The 21,423-nt window shown below is 44.2% G+C and carries 2 protein-coding genes; both read left to right on the top strand.

The annotated features are described in order from the left end of the window. Position 1 precedes the first annotated feature (1 nt). Positions 2 to 6,472 (top strand): non-ribosomal peptide synthetase, encoded by a 6,471-nt coding sequence (locus MHH45_RS04615; protein ID WP_077295544.1) that lies wholly within the window; start codon positions 2 to 4, stop codon positions 6,470 to 6,472. Then, positions 6,469 to 21,336 carry a non-ribosomal peptide synthetase gene (locus tag MHH45_RS04610; RefSeq protein ID WP_340862006.1) on the top strand — a complete coding sequence of 4,956 codons (14,868 nt, stop codon included), beginning with the start codon at positions 6,469 to 6,471 and terminating at the stop codon, positions 21,334 to 21,336. Before MHH45_RS04615 ends, MHH45_RS04610 begins: the two co-directional genes overlap by 4 nt. Positions 21,337 to 21,423 lie beyond the last annotated feature (87 nt).

The following is a 21,423-nucleotide window of genomic DNA, read 5'->3' as shown; positions in this document are numbered from 1 at the left end:
GATGGGGGAAGTTATCGATATATACGGATTATCACCTTTGCAAAAAGGGATACTGTTTCATACTTTATATGATCAAGATGATGAGCATTCTTTTTCCTACATTGTACAGGTAGGTTTCTTACTCGGTGGTCGATTGGATGTTGCTACTTTCGAAAAGGCCTGGGAATACGTCATTCACCGACATGAGATTCTACGTTCTGTTTTTGTGTGGGAGGAAGTAGAAAAGCCATTGCAAGCTGTTTATCAACGTCTTCCTTTTACTATTCGTCGAGAAGACTGGAGCGCTCTTTCATGCGGAGAGAGGGAAAAGAAATTACACCAGTTTTTAAATGATGATCGGAGAAAAGGGTTTTCGTTAGATGAAGCACCGTTGATGAGAATCACTGCGATTAAAGAAACAGAAGAAGAAACGAGAATCATTTGGACGCATCATCATATTTTGTTGGATGGGTGGAGTGTGTCCCTGATCTTCGGTGAAGTGATGGGAGTTTATCTCAAGATGATAAAGGGAGAAGCATTCGATCTTCCAAAGTCTCTTCCCTATAAAAAATATATCCAGTGGATTAATAAACAAGATCGAAGTAAAGCTGAGAAATTCTGGACAGAAGAATTAAAAGGATTTCATGCACCTACGCCATTAGCGATGGAAAGAAGTGACCAGGGGCAGGAGAAGGGTTATGGAGAGAGCGTTTATCAGCTATCTGAGGAACTGACTGAAACTTTACAAGAGTGGGTACGAAATAGTCAGCTAACATTAAATACGTTAATACAAGGAGCCTGGGCTTACTTGATGAGCCGGTATAGCGGTGAAAGCGACATCGTATTTGGTGTGACTAGTTCTGGACGTCCTACTGAATTAGCAGGGGCAGAGAAAATGGTTGGTCTATTCATTAACACATTGCCTACCCGAATTCATGTAAAGAATGATACATCAGTAGTAGACTGGCTCCGTAAGATACAGATAAAAGAAATGGAACGGAGACAATACGAGTATAATTCGTTGGTCGATATTCAAGGGTGGAGTGAAGTTCCAAGGAGCAGTACTTTATTTCATACCTTGTATGTGTTCGAAAATTACCCGATCCAAGGAGAGCGCAATGCTGATTTAAGATTACTAGAGGTCCAAAGTGCAGAACAAACAAATTATCCTTTGACGCTCATTGCAATGCCGGGTAAGGAATTTACTTTGAAGTTGATGTATGACCGCCATCATTTTGATGAAGAGACCATTCATCGGATTCAGGATCATCTATCGCAAACATTAATTCAGATGACGAAAAGCTCAGATTCAAAGCTATCCGAAATTACCCATTTAACAATGGAAGAGCAGGTACAACTGCTAGAGAAATGGAATGATACCCAAGTAGAATATTCATCTGAAAGCATGATTCATACGTTATTTGAGCAGCAAGTGGAGAAAACGCCAGAAGCGATCGCGGTTATTTATGAAAATGAGAAACTTACCTATAGAGAGCTGAATGAGCGTGCTAATCAGCTAGCTCACTATTTACAGAAGCGTAGTGTGGGTCCAGAGTCTTTAGTCGGTGTATATATGGAAAGATCGCCAAAAATGATGATAGCGTTGCTAGGGGTTCTAAAGTCAGGAGGAGCTTATGTTCCACTTGATCCTACGTATCCCGAGAATCGGCTACGCTATATATTAGAAGATGCTAGAATCGAAGTACTAGTGACGCAAGAAAAGTTAGAAAAAATAGGTATATCCGAACAAATTGAAATAATTTGTATGGATCAAGATCGCATTGCGATTGAACAGGAAGAACCGATCGTATGTACAAGCAGTGTAGCAGGAAAAAATTTAGCATACGTTATGTATACTTCAGGATCTACAGGTAATCCAAAGGGAGTGATGATTGAGCATCATTCGGTGATCAATTATCTTGAATGGATGCAACATCAATATCCACTCTCTGAAAAGGATGTGGTATTGCAGAAAACACCATTCTCATTTGATGTATCTGTATGGGAGTTATTTTGGGGTATTAGTGTAGGAGCATGTGTATCCTTCCTGCCTCCAGGTGGAGAAAAGGATCCTTCTATAATAGCTGAAGTGATAGAGAAGCATCAGATTACTGTTGTCCAATTTGTTCCTTCGATGCTATCTGTTTTCTTAGATCATTTCGATCATATTGATTTGAAACTGAAATGTTCATCCGTGCGTCATGTGTTTTCCGGTGGGGAAGAGCTTAGTCCAGGGGTGGTTAGACGATTTCAACAGCACTGGGATCAGAGCGGACAAGTTAAATTGACCAACTTTTATGGACCAACAGAAGCAACCATTTACGTGAATGCATTTGACTGTCAGCCCCATCAAGAATTTGTTTCTATTGGTAATCCGATACAAAATATCCAGCTGTATGTATTAGATCAGAATCAGCGTTTGCAATCGATAGGGATAGAGGGTGAGTTGTATATTGGTGGTGCAGGTTTAGCACGTGGTTACTTAAACCGACCTGATCTCACTGCTGAAAGATTCGTTCCGCATCCGTTTCAATTAGGAGAACGGCTATATCGAACCGGAGATTCAGTAAGATATCTAACTGATGGGAATTTAGAATTTATAGGCAGAATGGACCATCAAGTGAAAGTGCGTGGCTTTCGGATTGAGCTTGGAGAAATTGAAGCGACTTTAGAAAGGCATTCGTCTATTAAAGAGGCTGTCGTGCTAGTGAGAGAAGATCGCCCTGGTGATCAGCGATTGGTAGCGTATGTGATAAGCGATGGAAATATCCAAAATTGGCGAGCGTATCTCCAGGACCAATTACCGAATTACATGGTTCCAGCACACCTTGTAGAGTTGGAATATTTCCCACTTACTCCGAATGGAAAAATCGACCGAAAAGCCTTACCAGCACCGGAAGGACAACCTATGGGAGAGTTTAACGTCCTACCAAGAACACCATCGGAAGAGCTCATCGCCTCGGTTTGGAGTCAAGTGTTAGGAATAGAAAATATCGGAATTCAGGACTCTTTCTTTGAACGGGGTGGGCACTCATTACTCGTTACCCAAGTCGTCTCTAGATTACAAGAAGCATTCCGGATCAAAATCCCGCTACGTGAACTATTCAAGTACGATACGGTGGAGGCATTGACGAAGCGACTGGATCAGTTGTGTAAAGGAGACAAAAAACGAGAGATTCCACCACTTGTACCTATGTCGCGGGAAGAATCTATTCCGCTTTCCTACGCACAGAAACGCCTATGGTTCATTGATCAATTAATGCCAAATAGTGCGATATACAATATTCATGCAGCATGTCGACTGACAGGAAAATGGTCACTTGAAGCATTGGAGACGGGATGGAATCAGTTGATTGAACGTCATGAATCATTGCGGACGGTAATTCAAGAGCGAGAGGGTGAACCCGTTCAACAGGTTCAGTCGCATGTTTTCAAACCCCTTCCTCAAATGGATCTAACAACTCTCCCTCTGGAAGACAGAGAAAGAGAGTTGAAGCGGCTCGTTCAAAACGAGGCGGAGGAACCATTTCATTTGGGACAAGGTCCTTTGATCCGAACACGAATTTTGAAAGTGGACAAAGAGGAATGGGTACTTCTTTGTACGATGCATCATATTGTTTCGGATGGGTGGTCAATGGGAATCTTACTCGAAGAATGGATGGCTTTTTATGAAGGAGCCATTAGTGGAAAACCAGTGGAACTGAGGGAGTTACCTGTTCAATATGCGGACTTTGCCATGTGGCAAAAAGAATGGCAAAAAGAAGAGAATCTTGATCAGCACCTTCAATATTGGAAGGAAGAATTGGCTGGTGAGTTACCGGTCTTGCAATTACCGATGGATCGTCCTCGACCTGCTGTTCAAACCCACCGTGGTGCAAGTCAATCTCTGATGGTGGCGAATTCCTTACGGGAAAAGCTCAAGGAATTAAGTCTGCAAGAAGGCTCCACCTTATTTATGACCTTGATGGCGGCGTATCAAAGCTTCCTTTCTCGTTATACGGGACAAGATGACATCTTGGTTGGAAGCCCGATTGCGAACCGGAATGTTAAAGAGATTGAAGGATTAATAGGTTTCTTTGCAAATACGTTGGTTTATCGAGCTGATTTCAGTGGAAATCCGACGTTCCAAGAACTTCTGTCGCAGATACGAAAAAAGGCACTAAAAGCATACGAGTATCAGGACATTCCGTTTGAGAAAGTGGTAGAAGCCGTAAAACCTGAACGGAATACCAGTCATTCGCCGATTTTCCAAACCATGTTTACCTTACAGAATACGAAACAAGAGTTACCTCAGCTATCAGAAAGAAACATGGAGCTGATGGAAAGTCATACTTCGGTTGCCAAATTTGATTTGAGTTTATTTGCATCGGAGACGGAAGAAGGGTTATTGCTAACTTTTGAATATAATACCGATTTGTTTAATGTTGCAACTATTGAACGAATGGCAGGTCATTTTGAACATTGGTTATATGAAATTGTATCTCATCCAAAAGATTCACTATCAAAGCTGAATATGCTATCGAAAGCAGAATATAAGAGGTTACTAGAGGAATGGAATGACACAGGTGTTGTGGCCATACGTGAAAGCACGATTCATACATTGTTTGAGGAACAAGTGGAGAAAACGCCAGAAGCGATCGCGGTAGTGTGCGAAGATGAGGAGCTAACGTATCAAGAACTGAACGAACGCTCCAATCAGTTGGCCCATTATCTTCAAAAGAGGGGTGTGGGATGCGAATCATTGGTTGGGATCAGCGTTACACGTTCATCCGAGATGATTGTCGGTCTCCTAGGAATCATGAAAGCAGGAGGAGCGTATGTTCCGATTGATCCTGCGTATCCGGAGAGTCGGATACGGTATATTTTAGCGGATGCTCAAATCGAGGTACTGGTGACACAGGACAAGTTGCAGCAAAAAATGACGTTACCTGAATCGGTTAACATGATTTGTATCGATCGTGATCGAGCAGCGATCGAACAGGAAGTAACGACGGCATGTACGAGTGAAGTGACAAGCGATAACTTAGCTTATATCATCTATACCTCAGGATCCACTGGCAATCCTAAGGGAGTGATGATTGAGCATCGGAGTACGTTGGCGATGATCCATTGGGCACATCAAACCTATTCCCGACAGGAATTAGCGGGAGTGCTGGCATCAACTTCACTATCCTTTGATCTATCGGTTTTTGAAGTATTTGTTCCTTTGACGAGGGGTGGCAAGGTAATTGTCGCTGAAAGTGCCCTTCATCTGGACAAGTTGTCTACGAAGGATGTGACCTTGGTCAATACTGTGCCATCAGCAGCGAAGGAACTGGTTCGAGCAAAGTTAATCCCTTCTTCGGTAAAAGTGATGAATTTGGCTGGAGAACCGTTGCCGCAGTCACTGGTCCAGCACTTGTATGAGAGAAGTCCGATTGAAAAGGTGTACAACCTATACGGTCCATCCGAAGATACTACCTACTCTACGTATATGAAGCTAGAAAAGGGTGTTATGCACAAGGTACCACCGATTGGTAGACCCATCTCTAACACAGAAGTATATGTACTCAGTGCAAACCAGCAAATGGTCCCGATTGGTGTAGTGGGTGAGCTTTACATTGGGGGATCAGGCTTGGCGCGTGGCTACTTAAATCGCCCTGACTTAACAAACGAGCGTTTTATCCCGCATCCATTTAAAGAAGGGGAGCGAGTATACCGGACGGGAGATCTTGTGAGATATCTACCGGACGGGAATTTGGATTATCTCGGTCGGATCGATCATCAAGTGAAGATCCGTGGATTCCGGATTGAGCTAGGGGAGATTGAAGCGACGTTACAAAGTCATTCATCAGTTAACGAAGTCGTTGTGATGGTATGCGAAGATCATCCGGGTGATCAGCGTTTAGTTGCCTATGTAGTGGGAGAAGGAAATGCTCATGCGTGGCGTGATTATCTCAAGACCCAGTTACCAAATTACATGGTTCCGGCACACTTTGTCGAATTGACAGTATTCCCACTCACCCCAAATGGGAAAATCGATCGGAAAGCCTTACCTGCACCAGAGCGCAAGGAAGCAGAGGGTGGTTATGTTGCCCCTCGTACCCCTACAGAAGAAGCGATTGTTTCGATATGGCATCAAATTTTAGGCACTGAAAATATCGGGATTCATGATTCATTTTTTGAACTAGGTGGCCATTCATTACTCGCTACACAAGCTGTTTCTAATCTGAATGAAACCTTTGGAATTGAGTTACCACTGCATGATTTATTTACGTATACTACCGTGCAGGAATTGGCAGAACGGGTTAATCAGTTGCGCTGCAGTGGAAATGAGCAAGCGCAGAATGATAGTAAGGAGAATGTAAGTTTTCAAGACTATATTCAAAATGAAGCAGCAGCGAGTAATGATGAAGAGTTACTTGAACTTCTTAAGCAATTGGAAGAGTTATCAGAGGAAGAAGCGCAAGGTATATTCGAGAGAAACTTGGTTGAGGAAGGTGTGAAAAAATGAGAAATGATTTACTTGCAAAGTTGAATTCGCTTTCTCCTGAGAAGAGAGCGTGGCTTCAGAAACAGATGCAGAAAAAGGAGAATAAAGAAGCGCTTCCGTTGTCCTATGCACAACAACGTTTGTGGTTTATGGACCGATTTAACCCAAACAGTTCAGTATATAATATTCCGACAGTATGGCGTCTAAAAGGAAATTGGATACCTGAAGCATTGGAAAAGGGATTGAATCGACTCATTGAACGTCATGAATCATTACGCACCGTTTTTAAGGAAGTAGGAGACCAACCTATGCAACATATTGTGGAATTCCTTCCTAGAAAACTACCTGTAGAGGATTATTCTCACCTTCCTCTGGAAGTAAAGGAAAAAGAGATAGAAAGTTTGATTGCTAGAGAAGCGCAGGATCCGTTTGATTTAATGAATGGCCCTTTGATTCGTAATCAACTGGTTCAATTAGGGAAAGAGGAATGGTTATTGCTATGTACCATGCATCATATTATTTCTGATGCGTGGTCCATCGGCATATTGATCAATGAATTGCTGGCCTTCTATGAGGAAGAAATGAGTGGGGAGCCTGCTGGACTAAGTTCGCTATCGATTCAATATGCAGACTTTGCGAAATGGCAAAGGCAGTGGTTGCAGGGTGAAGTGCTAGATCGACAACTTACGTATTGGCAGGAAGAATTGTCCGGTGAGCTTCCCATACTACAACTGCCAGTGGATCGCCCTCGACCGGTTACGCAAACGTACGCTGGGGACACGTATCATGTGATTCTTCCTCACACATTACTCAGTTCATTGAAGGATTTAAGTCGACGAGAAGGATCTACCTTATTCATGACCTTAATGGCTGCATATCAGAGCTTTCTTGCTCGCTATACGGGGCAAGAAGATATTCTTGTCGGAAGTCCGATTGCGAATCGGAACCATAAAGGAGTAGAGGGATTAATCGGCTTCTTTGTTAATACGTTAGTCTATCGGGCGGATCTCAGTGGAAATCCGACGTTCCGGGAGATTTTGTCTCAGATAAAGAAAAAGGCGTTGAAAGCGTATGAATATCAAGATATTCCATTTGAAAAAGTGGTAGAAGCTGTACAATCTGAACGGAGTACGAGTCATTCGCCCATCTTCCAGACCATGTTTACGCTACAGAATATAAAACAAGAACGAATAGAGCTGTCTGGGAGAAGTTTGGAAATGATAGAAAGTAATATTTCCATCGCGAAATTTGATTTGAGTTTAACCGCTTATGAGGTGGAAGAAGGTCTATTTGTCTCTTTTGAATACAATACCGATTTATTTGACAGTAGAACCATTGCACGTATGGCAGGGCATTTTGAAAACTGGTTGAACGAAATTGTTCATCATCCAGATGAATCATTTACAAAGCTGTCGATGCTAGCGGACACAGAACAGAAGCAGCTCTTGGAAGAATGGAATGACACTGACGTAGTTTATTCACATGAGAGCATGATTCACGAACTGTTTGAGCAGCAGGTTGCGCGTACACCTGGAGCGGTGGCGGTAGTGTATGAAGGTGGACAGCTGACGTATCAAGAACTCAACGAGAAAGCGAACCAATTGGCACATTATTTACAGAAACGGGATATAGGACCTGAGTCATTGGTCGGTATATGTGTCGAGCGTTCACCCGAAATGATTATTGGTCTCTTAGGGATTCTCAAAGCAGGTGGGGCTTATGTCCCACTGGATCCGAGTTATCCTGAAAATCGCCTGAGATACATTTTAGAGAACTCGCAGATCCAAGTGCTTTTAACAAAGGAAGCGTTACAGGGTTGGTTGCCTGAAGGCATCCAAGCGATTTGTTTGGATCGAGATCAAGCAGCGATTTCTAAAGAGAGTAGCTTGGCACCAGTGAGCGGAGTGACAGCAAACAACTTGGCGTATATCATTTACACTTCGGGTTCGACAGGGAATCCTAAGGGAGTGATGATTGAACACCACTCGGTTATCAACCGATTACAGTGGATGCAAAAAAACTATCCATTATCTGAACAGGATACGATTCTTCAAAAAACGCCGTTTTCGTTTGATGTCTCTGTCTGGGAATTATTTTGGTGGTCATTTGTAGGAGCACGTGTTTGTTTACTTCCACCGGGTGGCGAGAAGGATCCTGCAATGATTGAGGAGTGTATTGAGCGATATCGCGTGACCACGATGCACTTTGTTCCGTCGATGTTATCTACTTTCTTGGATTATATGGAACAATTCAAAGCGAAAAAGGACGTATCGTCTTTGTGTCAGGTTTTTACCAGTGGAGAAGCGTTAAATACCGAACAAGTTCGCCGGTTTAAGGGTGTGTTTTATGATTCTCAGCAAACGAAGTTAAGCAACTTGTATGGTCCTACAGAAGCGACTGTAGATGTCACTTACTATGATTGTGATTTAGAAAAAGAACCGTTGCTTATTCCGATTGGTCGTCCGATTGATAATACCGAATTGTATGTGCTAGATCAAAGCCAACAGGTGGTACCGATAGGTGTGGCTGGGGAACTTTACCTTGGTGGTGTAGGCTTGGCACGTGGTTACTTCAATCGTCCAGAGTTAACTGCTGAACGTTTTATTCCGCATCCATTTAAGGAAGGGGAACGGCTCTATCGGACGGGGGACCTGGTGAGGTATCTGAATGATCGCAACGTGGAGTATATCGGAAGAATAGATAACCAAGTGAAAATCAGAGGTTTCCGGATTGAGCTGGGAGAGATTGAAGCGGTCCTACACGATCATTCATCTGTGAAAGAGGCTGTCGTGTTGGTGAAGGAAGATCATCCTGGAGACAAGCGGTTAGTAGCATATGTGGTGGGTGAAGGAGATACTGGAGAATGGCGTGAGCACCTCAAGACGCAATTACCGAATTACATGGTTCCGGCATACTTTGTCGAGATGGAAGTGATGCCACTCACTCCGAATGGCAAGATTGATCGCAAAGCCTTACTGGCGTTGGATGGACAGCCTATGAGCGTAAATATTGTCTCACCACGAACACCAGTGGAAGAGCTTATCGCATCGGTATGGAGTAAAGTGTTAGGCATAGAAAATATTGGTGTTCAGGATTCCTTCTTCGAGCTTGGTGGCCACTCGCTACTCGCTACCCAAGTTGTCTCACGTTTACAAGAAGTTTTCCAAATCGAACTACCGGTGCGTGAACTTTTTGAGTTTACAACGGTGGAGACACTGGCGAAGCGACTGGATCAGTTGCGTAAAGGAGACAAAAAACGAGAGATTCCACCGCTTATGCCGATGGAACGGGGAGAAGCCATTCCGCTCTCTTATGCCCAACAGCGTCTGTGGTTCATTGACCAATTCACGCCTAATAGTGCACTTTATAATATGCCGATGGTATGCCGTCTTACAGGGAATTGGGTACCCGAAGCATTGGAGACAGGATGGAATCAGCTGATAGAGCGTCATGAATCTTTACGGACTGTGTTTCATGAAGTGGATGGTTATCCTGTGCAGCAGATTCAACCGTATGCTTTCCGGTCCCTTTCCCAAATGGATTTAACTATGCTTTCTCCGGAAGAGCGAGACGCAGAAGTTAAACGTTTAATTCAGCAAGAAACAGAAGTACCATTTGACTTAGGAGAGGGCCCACTGATTCGGACAATCGTCTTGCGAGTGGGAGAAGAGGAATGGATCCTCCTCTGCACTCTGCATCATATCGTTTCGGATGGATGGTCGATGGGAGTGCTACTCGAAGAATGGATAGCTTTCTATGAGGAAGAAACGGATGAGAAGGTAGCAGAGCTTGAACCATTACCGGTTCAATATGCGGACTTTGCTCAGTGGCAAAAGGGATGGTTGAAGGAAGAAGTGCTTGAACAGCAACTCAACTATTGGCAGGAAGAATTGTTTGGTGAGCTTCCTGTGCTACAACTGCCGATGGATCACCCGCGTCCTGCAGTGCAAACTCATCGCGGATCGACACACACTGTGTTGCTGTCACGTTCGTTACGCGACAAACTGAACGAACTCAGTCGTCAAGAAGGGTCGACGCTCTTTATGACTCTGTTGGCTGCGTATCAAAGCTTCCTTTCTCGTTATACGGGACAAGAAGATATTCTCGTCGGAAGTCCAATTGCGAATCGTAATTACAGAGAGATTGAAGGATTAATCGGTTTCTTCGTCAACACGTTGGTTTATCGGGCTGATCTGAGTGGCGCACCGACATTCCAAGAGTTGTTGTCTCAGGTGCGTCAAAAGGCACTGAAAGCATATGAATATCAAGATATTCCATTTGAAAAAATTGTGGAAGTTGTGCAACCTGAGCGGAGTACAAGTCATTCTCCGATCTTCCAGACGATGTTCATCTTACAAAATATGAAACAAGAGCTTCCAGTGTTGTCTGGTAGAAGAATCGAAATGATAGAAAGCCATAATTCGATCGCAAAATTTGATTTAAGTGTAATGGCAGCCGAGGCGGAAGAAGGATTAATTTTCTCTTTTGAATACAATAAGGATTTATTTGATGTTACAACCATCGAACGAATGGCAGGACATTTTGAGAACTGGCTACATGAAGTTTCTCATCATCCACAAAAACCGTTGAATAGTTTGAGTATGCTCTCCGAATTTGAGCGTGATTTGTTATTAGAGACATGGAATGACACTGCAATGGAAATGTCCCAAGAGGGTCTTATTTGCGACAGATTTGAGGATAAAGTAGCACGACGTCCCGATGCGATTGCAGTGGTCGATCAAATGAGAGAGTGGACCTATGGTGAACTGGATACGCGGGCAAATCAGTTGGCACATGTTTTGCAGAGAAAAGGGGTTGGTCCTGAATCAGTTGTGGGTGTCTACCTCCCGAGATCGGCTGAGCTCATGTCAAGTTTACTTGGCATATTAAAAGCTGGCGGGGCCTATGTCGTTCTAGATCCGTTGTATCCGAAATCACGGTTACAATACATGATTGAAGATGCAGGGATCCAAATCGTAGTGACGACAGCAGCGCAAGAAAGCCTTTCCGAACAGGTCGAAACGGTGAGATTAGAAGAAATAATAGATGAAAGCGTGATCGCACCGAAGCGGCAAGTGAAACCAGAGCACTTAGCTTATATCGTCTACACCTCTGGTTCCACAGGAAAGCCAAAGGGTGTCATGGTCGAATATCGGTCATTGATGAATATGGTCTCTTGGCATCAAGCGGTATACCAAATTACAGAACAGGATCGTGCGACTCAAATTGCGGGGATTGCCTTTGACTCAGCCGTCCAGGAGATTTGGCCTTATCTCACCGCTGGTGCAGCACTATACCTGTCGACAGAAGAGTTGCGAATCAATCCAGAGGCTCTACGAGATTGGCTCATTGATTCACGGATTACGGCTAGCTTTGCGCCTACACCTATTCTGGAAAGACTCTTGAAATTATCTTGGCCAGAGAAGACGGATCTCCGTTTTATCATTACGGGAGGAGATCAGTTAACACAGTATCCATCTAAACAAATACCTTTTGCGGTGATTAATCAGTATGGTCCATCGGAAAATACCGTCGTTACCACTGATTGTTATGTGCCTGTAGGAATGACAACAGGTACTCCGTCGATTGGTCGACCGATTGCGAATACAGAAGTATATGTGTTAGATTCTCACCTTCAGCCGGTGCCAGTGGGTGTGATTGGAGATCTCTATATCGGAGGAAAGAGCCTTGCTCGTGGCTATGCTAATCGTCCGGAACTCACAGAGGAAAAATTTATTCTGCATCCGTTTAAGTCAGGGGAACGTCTCTATTACACCGGGGACAAAGCAAGTTATCTGCCTGACGGTGATCTCCAGTTCCATGGTCGTATGGATGACCAAGTAAAGATTCGTGGTTTCCGGATTGAACTGGGAGAAGTTGAAGCAACTTTGCAGGCGCATTTGTCCGTAAAAGAAGCTGTTGTACTGGTAAGAGAGGATCATCCAGGAGACAAACGATTGGTAGCTTATGTAGTTGGTGAAGGAAGTGTTCATGAATGGCGGGAGCATCTGAAAACACATTTACCGAATTATATGGTTCCGGCACACTTTGTCGAGATGGCATTTTTACCACTCACACCGAATGGAAAACTCGATTTAAAAGCATTGCCTGTACCTGATGAACCATCTACTGAAAATACTGTATACCCACGAACTCCGATGGAAGAGCTCGTTGCATCGGTATGGAGTCAAGTGCTAGGCATAGAAAATATTGGTGTCCAGGATTCCTTCTTCGATCGAGGCGGCCACTCGTTGCTCGCTACCCAAGTTGTATCTCGGTTAAAAGAGGCATTACAAATCGAACTGTTAGTACGTGAACTGTTTGAGTATTCAACAGTAGAGGCGTTGGCGAAGCGACTGGATCAATTGCGTAAAGGAGACAAAATACGAGAGATTCCACCGCTTATGCCGATGGAACGGGGAGAAGCCATTTCGCTCTCTTATGCCCAACAGCGCCTGTGGTTCATTGACCAATTCACGCCTAATAGTGCACTTTATAATATACCGATGGTATGCCGTCTTACAGGGAATTGGGTACCCAAAGCATTGGAGACGGGATGGAATCAGCTGATAGAGCGTCATGAATCTTTGCGAACGGTGTTCCATGAAATGGATGGTCATCCTGTGCAGCAGATTCAACCATATGCTTTCCGGTTCCTTCCCCAAATAGATCTAACTACGCTTTCCTCCGAAGAGAGAGAAAGCGTAATGGAAAAATGGATCCAAAACGAAGCCGAAGCGCCATTTGACTTAGGAAAAGGTCCGTTGATCCGTGGGCAAATCGTGCAAATCGCAGAAGAAGAATGGATTCTTCTTTGTACCATGCATCATATTATCTCGGATGGCTGGTCGATGGAAATCTTGCTCCAAGAATGGATGGCATTCTATGAAGAAGCGGTTGGTGGAAAACCAGCAGAACTCGCACCATTACCGGTTCAATATGCCGACTTTGCCCAATGGCAAAGGGAATGGATGAAAGAAGAAGTACTTGATCAGCAGCTTGCATATTGGAAGGAAGAGCTGTCTGGCGAGTTACCAGTCTTAATGTTGCCGATGGATCGTCCTCGTTCTGCGGTGCAAACCCATCGTGGATCGACACACACTGTGTTGTTGTCACGCTCGTTACGCGACAAACTGAACGAACTTAGTCGTCAAGAAGAATCGACGCTCTTCATGACCTTACTGGCATCGTATCAAAGCTTCCTCGCTCGTTATACAGGACAATCGGATATTCTTGTCGGAAGCCCGATTGCAAACCGGAATTATCGTGAGATTGAAGGGTTGATTGGTTTCTTCGTCAACACGTTGGTTTATCGGGCTGATCTGAGTGGCGCACCGACATTCCAAGAGTTGTTGTCTCAAGTACGGACAAAAGCATTGAAGGCGTATGAATACCAAGATGTTCCGTTTGAAAAGATTGTAGATGTCATACAACCCGAGCGAAGTACAAGTCATTCTCCGATCTTCCAAACCATGTTTACCTTGCAAAACACGCAACAAGAGCTTCCAGAGCTTCATGGAAGAAGTTTAGAAGCGATGGAAAGTCATGCTTCGATCGCCAAGTTTGATTTGAGTTTAAGCGCCGCAGAGGTGGAAGAGGGTTTATTCCTTTGTTTTAACTATAAGAATGATTTATTTGATGTTGTAACGATCAGACGTATGGCTGAGCATTTTGAAAACTGGTTGAAGGAAATCGTGGAACATCCCAATAAATTACTGACGAAGTTGACGATGCTATCGGAATTAGAGAAGCAATTGATGGAAGAGTGGAATGATAATGCTGTAGCGTATCCACGTGAGAGTGTGATCTATAAACTGTTTGAAGATCAAGTGAATCGTACACCTGACACGGTGGCGGTGGTGGATGAAAATCAGCAGTTGACGTATCGAGAGCTGAATGAGAAAGCAAACCAATTGGCCCATTATCTCCAGAAATGTGGGATTGGGACCGAGTCATTGGTCGGTCTCTGCTTCCAGCGTTCAGTTGAGATGATTGTCGGTCTCATGGGGATCTTGAAAGCTGGGGCAGCCTATGTTCCATTGGATCCATCGTATCCAGAAAGTCGCCTACGATATATTCTGGAGGACACAGGGATTCAAGTATTGGTCACGAACGAAGCATTAGTAGATTGGATACCTGAAGAAATCGAAGCAGTTTGTTTGGATCGGGATCAAGCGATGATCGCGCGAGAAAGCACCCTTTCACCAATATGTAAAGTGACAGGAGAAAACTTGGCGTATGTAATCTATACTTCGGGATCAACAGGGAATCCGAAGGGAGTGATGGTAGAGCATCACAATGTGATTCGTTTATTTAAATCAACGGAATGTTGGTATCAGTTTGATGAAAAAGATACTTGGACGCTTTTCCATTCTTATGCGTTTGACTTCTCGGTATGGGAGATTTGGGGGGCATTACTCTATGGCGGAAGATTGATTGTTGTTCCTTACTGGATTAGTCGATCTCCCAAGGATTTCTATCAACTGTTAGTAAAGGAAAAGGTTACGGTTCTTAATCAGACACCATCCGCATTTCGACAATTAATACAAGTGTGTGAACAAGAAGATGAGAATAAAAACTTGCATCTGCGCTATGTCATATTTGGTGGGGAAGCACTCGATCCTACCAGTTTGCTACCATGGTTTCAAAGGTATGGAGAGCAGAACACACAGTTAATTAATATGTATGGAATTACAGAAACTACCGTTCATGTTACGTATTATCCAATTACTCAAGATGATGTAAAGCATTCTTCAAGAAGTAATATCGGAAAGCGGATTCCAGATTTAGAAGTGTATGTGCTAGACGCTTGTCAACAGCCTGTGCCTATTGGTGTATCGGGTGAACTATATATTGGTGGAGCGGGACTCGCACGTGGGTATTTAAACAGACCTGAATTGACTGCAGAACGTTTCATTCCTCATCCATTCAGTAGTGACCCGGGAGCACGATTATATCGGACAGGAGACTTAGCGAGATACTTGCCGGATGGAAATCTAGATTATCTTGGGCGGATTGATCACCAGGTGAAAATCCGTGGTTTCCGAATTGAGATCGGGGAAATTGCATCTGCTTTAAACGCACATGCATCCGTAAAAGAGGCTGTTGTAATTGTTCGAGAGGATCAGCCGGGTGATAAACGATTGGTGGCATATGTCGTGGGTGATGGGAATGTAGGTGAGTGGAGAGATTATCTCAAGGCGGAACTACCAAGCCATATGGTTCCTTCAGGATTTGTGATGATGGAAGCTATTCCACTAACTGCTAACGGTAAAGTTGATCGTGAGGCCTTGCCTGTACCGGAGGAGAGGGAAATTGAAAGTGAATGTGTTGCACCCCGGAATGGTAAAGAAGAAACACTGGCTACCATTTGGAAGCAAGTATTAGGGATTAAAAAGGTGGGAATCCATGATAACTTCTTTGAAATTGGTGGAGACTCGATTCTCAGCATTCAGATTGTCTCTCGTGCGAAGCAAGCAGGTTTGCATTTGACACCAAAGCAAATGTTTGAACACCAAACGATTGCCGAGTTGGCGCAAGTAGTCAAAGAAGAACAGGGTGTACAAGCAGAGCAGGGAGTTGTAACTGGAGAACTGATCCTTACACCAATCCAGCAATGGTTTTTTGCACAAGATCATCCTAACCCACACCATTGGAATCAATCCATGTTTTTTAGAACAAAAGAGCGACTGGATATAGTATTACTGGAGAAAGCTGTGCGTACCCTTCTAATCCATCATGATGCCTTGCGTTTAAGATATGAACGTTTACCGGATGGAGCTTGGAAACAGCGGAACGAAGGGATCGAAGAACAATCGACGCTGACCGTGATTTCATTAGACGAAGTGCCGCAAGCAGAATGGCATCAAGTGATTCAAACGGAGATTGACGCTGCACAAGCAAGCTTACACTTACACGCAGGACCGCTAATGAGAATGGTGTATTTTGATGAAGGTGAGAAAAGAGCCGGCAGATTATTCTGGGTGATTCATCACTTAGCAGTGGATGGTGTTTCTTGGCGGATTTTACTGGAGGATCTGCAAACGGCCTATAATCAAGCGAGCCAGGATCAGAAGATCCAATTATCTACGAAGAGTACATCCTTTAAAGCGTGGTCGGAGAAATTGCATCATTACGCTGAAGCTGGGATTGCGCAAGAAGTGCGTGATTACTGGGAGCGGCAGTTCGAACAAGAAGTGGCTATGCTACCAGTGGATGCCACCCTCGAAGATCCAGCAAACACAGCAACTGAGGAGATTACCGTGGTGCTGGATGAGAAAGAGACCCGTGCGTTATTGCAAGAGATTTCAAGCACCCATCGTGTCCAAATCAATGAAGTACTATTGACAGCATTGGTACAGGCTACGGCGGCATGGACAGGTCATTCGACGCTGACCGTGGATCTGGAGGGTCATGGTCGAGAAGAGATTATTGAAGACATTGACCTATCGAGAACCGTAGGATGGTTTACAAGTATTTATCCTGTTCACTTAAATACTACAGGTGCCAACACGCCAATTGCAGCATTAAAAGCAGTCAAAGAACAAGTGCGTCAAATTCCTAATAAGGGCGTTGACTATGGGGTTTTGCGGTACTTGAATCCAGCGATGCGTGAGCGATTGGAGTCTCAACCCACTCCGTCCATTAGTTTTAACTATCTTGGACAGTTTGACCAAATGTTCTCTGACGATGCGATGTTTGCTCCGGAGACCGGGTTTACGTGCTTAGACCATGCTCCTGGTTCCAAGCGGTCACATTTGATCGATGTGATCGGGATTGTAACCGATGGAAAACTTCATTTCACTTGGGTGTACAATGTTGGACAGTTTGCGAAGTCGACCATTCAAAGTGTTGCAGAGAATATGCTCCATCAACTGAGAGGATTGATTCATTCTTCGAGTGGAGAATCTGCGCTGACCGTTTCGGATTTTGCGATTGCAAATCTCACCCCAGCAGATTTGACCAAAGTACTATCTAAGATGAATCGTGGAAAGAATCATCCGATTACCGACCTGTATCCACTATCACCTTTGCAGGAAGGCATGCTCTTTCATACGCTGCATGATCAAGGGGATGAACATTCCGCGCCGTATATGGTGCAATTAAGTTTCCTGTTTAGAGGGAAATTGGATATCCTTACTTTCGAGCAGGCGTGGAAATCGGTGATTCAGCGGCGTGAGATCTTTCGTTCGGCATTTGTGTGGGATGAGATTGAAGAGCCCTTACAAGTGGTGTATGATCATATCCCATTTAAGCTGAATGAAGTGGATTGGCGTGCGCTGTCTGTTGAAGAAAAAGAGGAGAAGCGAAAAGCCCTTTTGGCATCGGACCGAAAACAAGCCTTTCTTTTTGATGAAGCGCCATTGATGCGGGTGACTGTCATTCAAGAAGCAAAGGAAGAATATCGGGTTGTTTGGACGCATCACCATATTTTATTGGATGGATGGAGTCTATCACTGATCTTTAACGAATTGCTTACAGTGTATCAGAAGAGGATGAACGGAGAGGCTGTGAATTTACCTAAGTCACCGCCATACAAGAAATATATTCAATGGCTGAAAGAGCAGGATCAGGAGCAAGCGGAACAATTCTGGAGAGAGAAACTCAGAGGCTTTACAGCGCCAACCCCGCTTGGCTTAGAAAGTAAGGAGCAAGAAAAAGGTTATACAGAGAAGGTTGCTCATTTGTCGGAAGAGCAGACCCAAGCGTTACAAAGCTGGGCGAAGCGCAATAAGCTCACCTTGAGTACGGTGATTCAAGGCGCGTGGGCATATCTCATGAGCCGATATAGTGGCGAGAACGAGATTGTCTTTGGTGTAACTAGCTCGGGACGCCCTACGGAGATTGTTGATGTCGAGCACATCGTAGGTCCCTTTATTACCACATCACCGACGCGGATCCAGTTGAAAGATGACCTGAAAGTAAGGGATTGGTTACAGAAGATACAAGAGGAAGAGATAGAAAGAAGACAGTATGAATATGCTTCTTTGACAGAGATTCAAGGATGGAGTGAAGTTCCAAGAGGGACCCCGCTGTTCCATAGCTTGTATGTGTTTGAAAACTACCCGGTGAAAGAGGAGTCTTCAGGAGATCTGGAAATTGGTGGCTTGGAAGGAGTAGAGCAAACCCACTATCCATTAGGACTGGCTGTTGTTCCAGGAAGTCAGTTGTCGTTAAAGCTGATGTATGATCGTAGCAAGTTTAATGGAATAACTATTGAACGGATGCTGGGCCATTTACGCCAGGCGTTAAAGCAAATGATCGAGAACGTTGATCAAACCCTGTCGGAGCTGGTGTATGTTACGAAGACAGAACAGAAGCAACTACTGGAAGAATGGAATGACACCGCAATGGAAATGTCCCAAGAGGGTCTTATTTGCGACAGATTTGAGGACAAAGTAGCACGACGTCCCGATGCGATTGCAGTGGTCGATCAAATGAGAGAGTGGACCTATGGTGAACTGGATACGCGGGCAAATCAGTTGGCACATGTTTTGCAGAGAAAAGGGGTTGGTCCTGAATCAGTTGTGGGTGTCTACCTCCCGAGATCGGCTGAGCTCATGTCAAGTTTACTTGGCATATTAAAAGCTGGCGGGGCCTATGTCGTTCTAGATCCGTTGTATCCGAAATCACGGTTACAATACATGATTGAAGATGCAGGGATCCAAATCGTAGTGACGACAGCAGCGCAAGAAAGCCTTTCCGAACAGGTCGAAACGGTGAGATTAGAAGAAATAATAGATGAAAGCGTGATCGCACCGAAGCGGCAAGTGAAACCAGAGCACTTAGCTTATATCGTCTACACCTCTGGTTCCACAGGAAAGCCAAAGGGTGTCATGGTCGAATATCGGTCATTGATGAATATGGTCTCTTGGCATCAAGCGGTATACCAAATTACAGAACAGGATCGTGCGACTCAAATTGCGGGGATTGCCTTTGACTCAGCCGTCCAGGAGATTTGGCCTTATCTCACCGCTGGTGCAGCACTATACCTGTCGACAGAAGAGTTGCGAATCAATCCAGAGGCTCTACGAGATTGGCTCATTGATTCACGGATTACGGCTAGCTTTGCGCCTACACCTATTCTGGAAAGACTCTTGAAATTATCTTGGCCAGAGAAGACGGATCTCCGTTTTATCATTACGGGAGGAGATCAGTTAACACAGTATCCATCTAAACAAATACCTTTTGCGGTGATTAATCAGTATGGTCCATCGGAAAATACCGTCGTTACCACTGATTGTTATGTGCCTGTAGGAATGACAACAGGTACTCCGTCGATTGGTCGACCGATTGCGAATACAGAAGTATATGTGTTAGATTCTCACCTTCAGCCGGTGCCAGTGGGTGTGATTGGAGATCTCTATATCGGAGGAAAGAGCCTTGCTCGTGGCTATGCTAATCGTCCGGAACTCACAGAGGAAAAATTTATTCTGCATCCGTTTAAGTCAGGGGAACGTCTCTATTACACCGGGGACAAAGCAAGTTATCTGCCTGACGGTGATCTCCAGTTCCATGGTCGTATGGATGACCAAGTAAAGATTCGTGGTTTCCGGATTGAACTGGGAGAAGTTGAAGCAACTTTGCAGGCGCATTTGTCCGTAAAAGAAGCTGTTGTACTGGTAAGAGAGGATCATCCAGGAGACAAACGATTGGTAGCTTATGTAGTTGGTGAAGGAAGTGTTCATGAATGGCGGGAGCATCTGAAAACACATTTACCGAATTATATGGTTCCTGCACACTTTATTGAGGTAGACGCGATTCCGCTTACAACAAATGGGAAGATTGATCGAAAGGCACTGAACAGCTTAACGATTCAAAAAGAAAGTACCTTTTCTACACCAATTATCCCACGGGATGAAATCGAGTATCAGCTGATTAGAATCTGGCAGGATGTGCTACAGATAGAAGATGTCCATGTAAACGATGATTTCTTCGATAGAGGGGGTCACTCTCTCCTGGTAATCAAATTGATTTCAAAGATCAGAGAGAAATTTGGAAAAGAGATTAAGGTGTCCGCACTGATTGAGAACCCGACAGTGGAAGGAATCGCTTGTCTCATCCGTGACAATCATGGTATGGAAAAATCGTTATCGGTTCTGGTTCCATTACAAGAGTCAGAGAAAAGGCCTTTCTTCTGTGTTCATCCGTTTATGGGTAATGTATTCTGTTACATGCAGCTAGCAAGGTTACTCAAGGATCACTGCTCATTTTATGGTCTACAGAATCCTCTCGTAGAGAAAGAAGGAATGGATGGGTTGACTTTGTCGGAAGTAGTTCAACTCTACATCGAGGAAATGAAGCGAGTTCAGCCAGAGGGGCCGTATCGTCTGGGAGGATGGTCTCTGGGCGGTGCCATCGCCTATGAAATCGCAACTATACTACGGAACCAGGGAGAAGAAGTTGAGATGTTGGTACTCATGGATACCAAGGTACCTTCAGAACAGGATCACAAGACAGAGGATGATATGCTTTCTTATATATTGAAGCATTTCATCCATTTAGATCTAGTAGAGCAGGGAGAAGAACTCGTTCATCAACAGGACATGCTTGTTGATCAGTTGATCGTGGAAGGAGTGCTCCTGCCTGATGCGGATCTTACGAGTCTAAAGCAGATTATTAATGCCCACAGGAAGGGTCTAAATTTAATGGCAGAACATGTTTTAACGCCATATTTTGGGGAGGTCATCTATTTCAGTGCTGAAGAAGGTAGAGAGTTGTTCACGGATTGGAAGCCGTTATTACAGGGGAAAGTGAATAAGTATTCGGTGCCTGGGTCGCACGAAGAGATTGTCTTCTCCCCAGCAGTGGAAAAGATAACCAAATGTCTCGTAAATGAATTAGAAGGGATAGAGGGAGCGGACCTTTCGTTAACCACAAAGTAGAGTGTCTAGAAAGATACAACTTTATGAACATAAATTTTCACTATCAAAGGTATTATTTGTGAATAGTGATGTGAATGCAAAAAAAGC

Source organism: Bacillus sp. FSL K6-0042 (assembly GCF_038006685.1).
Classification (GTDB): Bacteria; Bacillota; Bacilli; order Bacillales; family Bacillaceae_G; genus Bacillus_A; species Bacillus_A pseudomycoides.
The sequence above is the reverse complement of the archived record's forward strand: the minus strand, read 5'-3'. Positions and strand labels throughout refer to the sequence as shown.

What these genes read in the sequence shown, in the direction of transcription:
- MHH45_RS04615 (WP_077295544.1), top strand. Translation starts at nt 2, where the DNA reads ATGGGGGAAGTTATCGATATATACGGATTATCACCTTTGCAAAAAGGG.
- MHH45_RS04610 (WP_340862006.1), top strand. Translation starts at nt 6,469, where the DNA reads ATGAGAAATGATTTACTTGCAAAGTTGAATTCGCTTTCTCCTGAGAAG.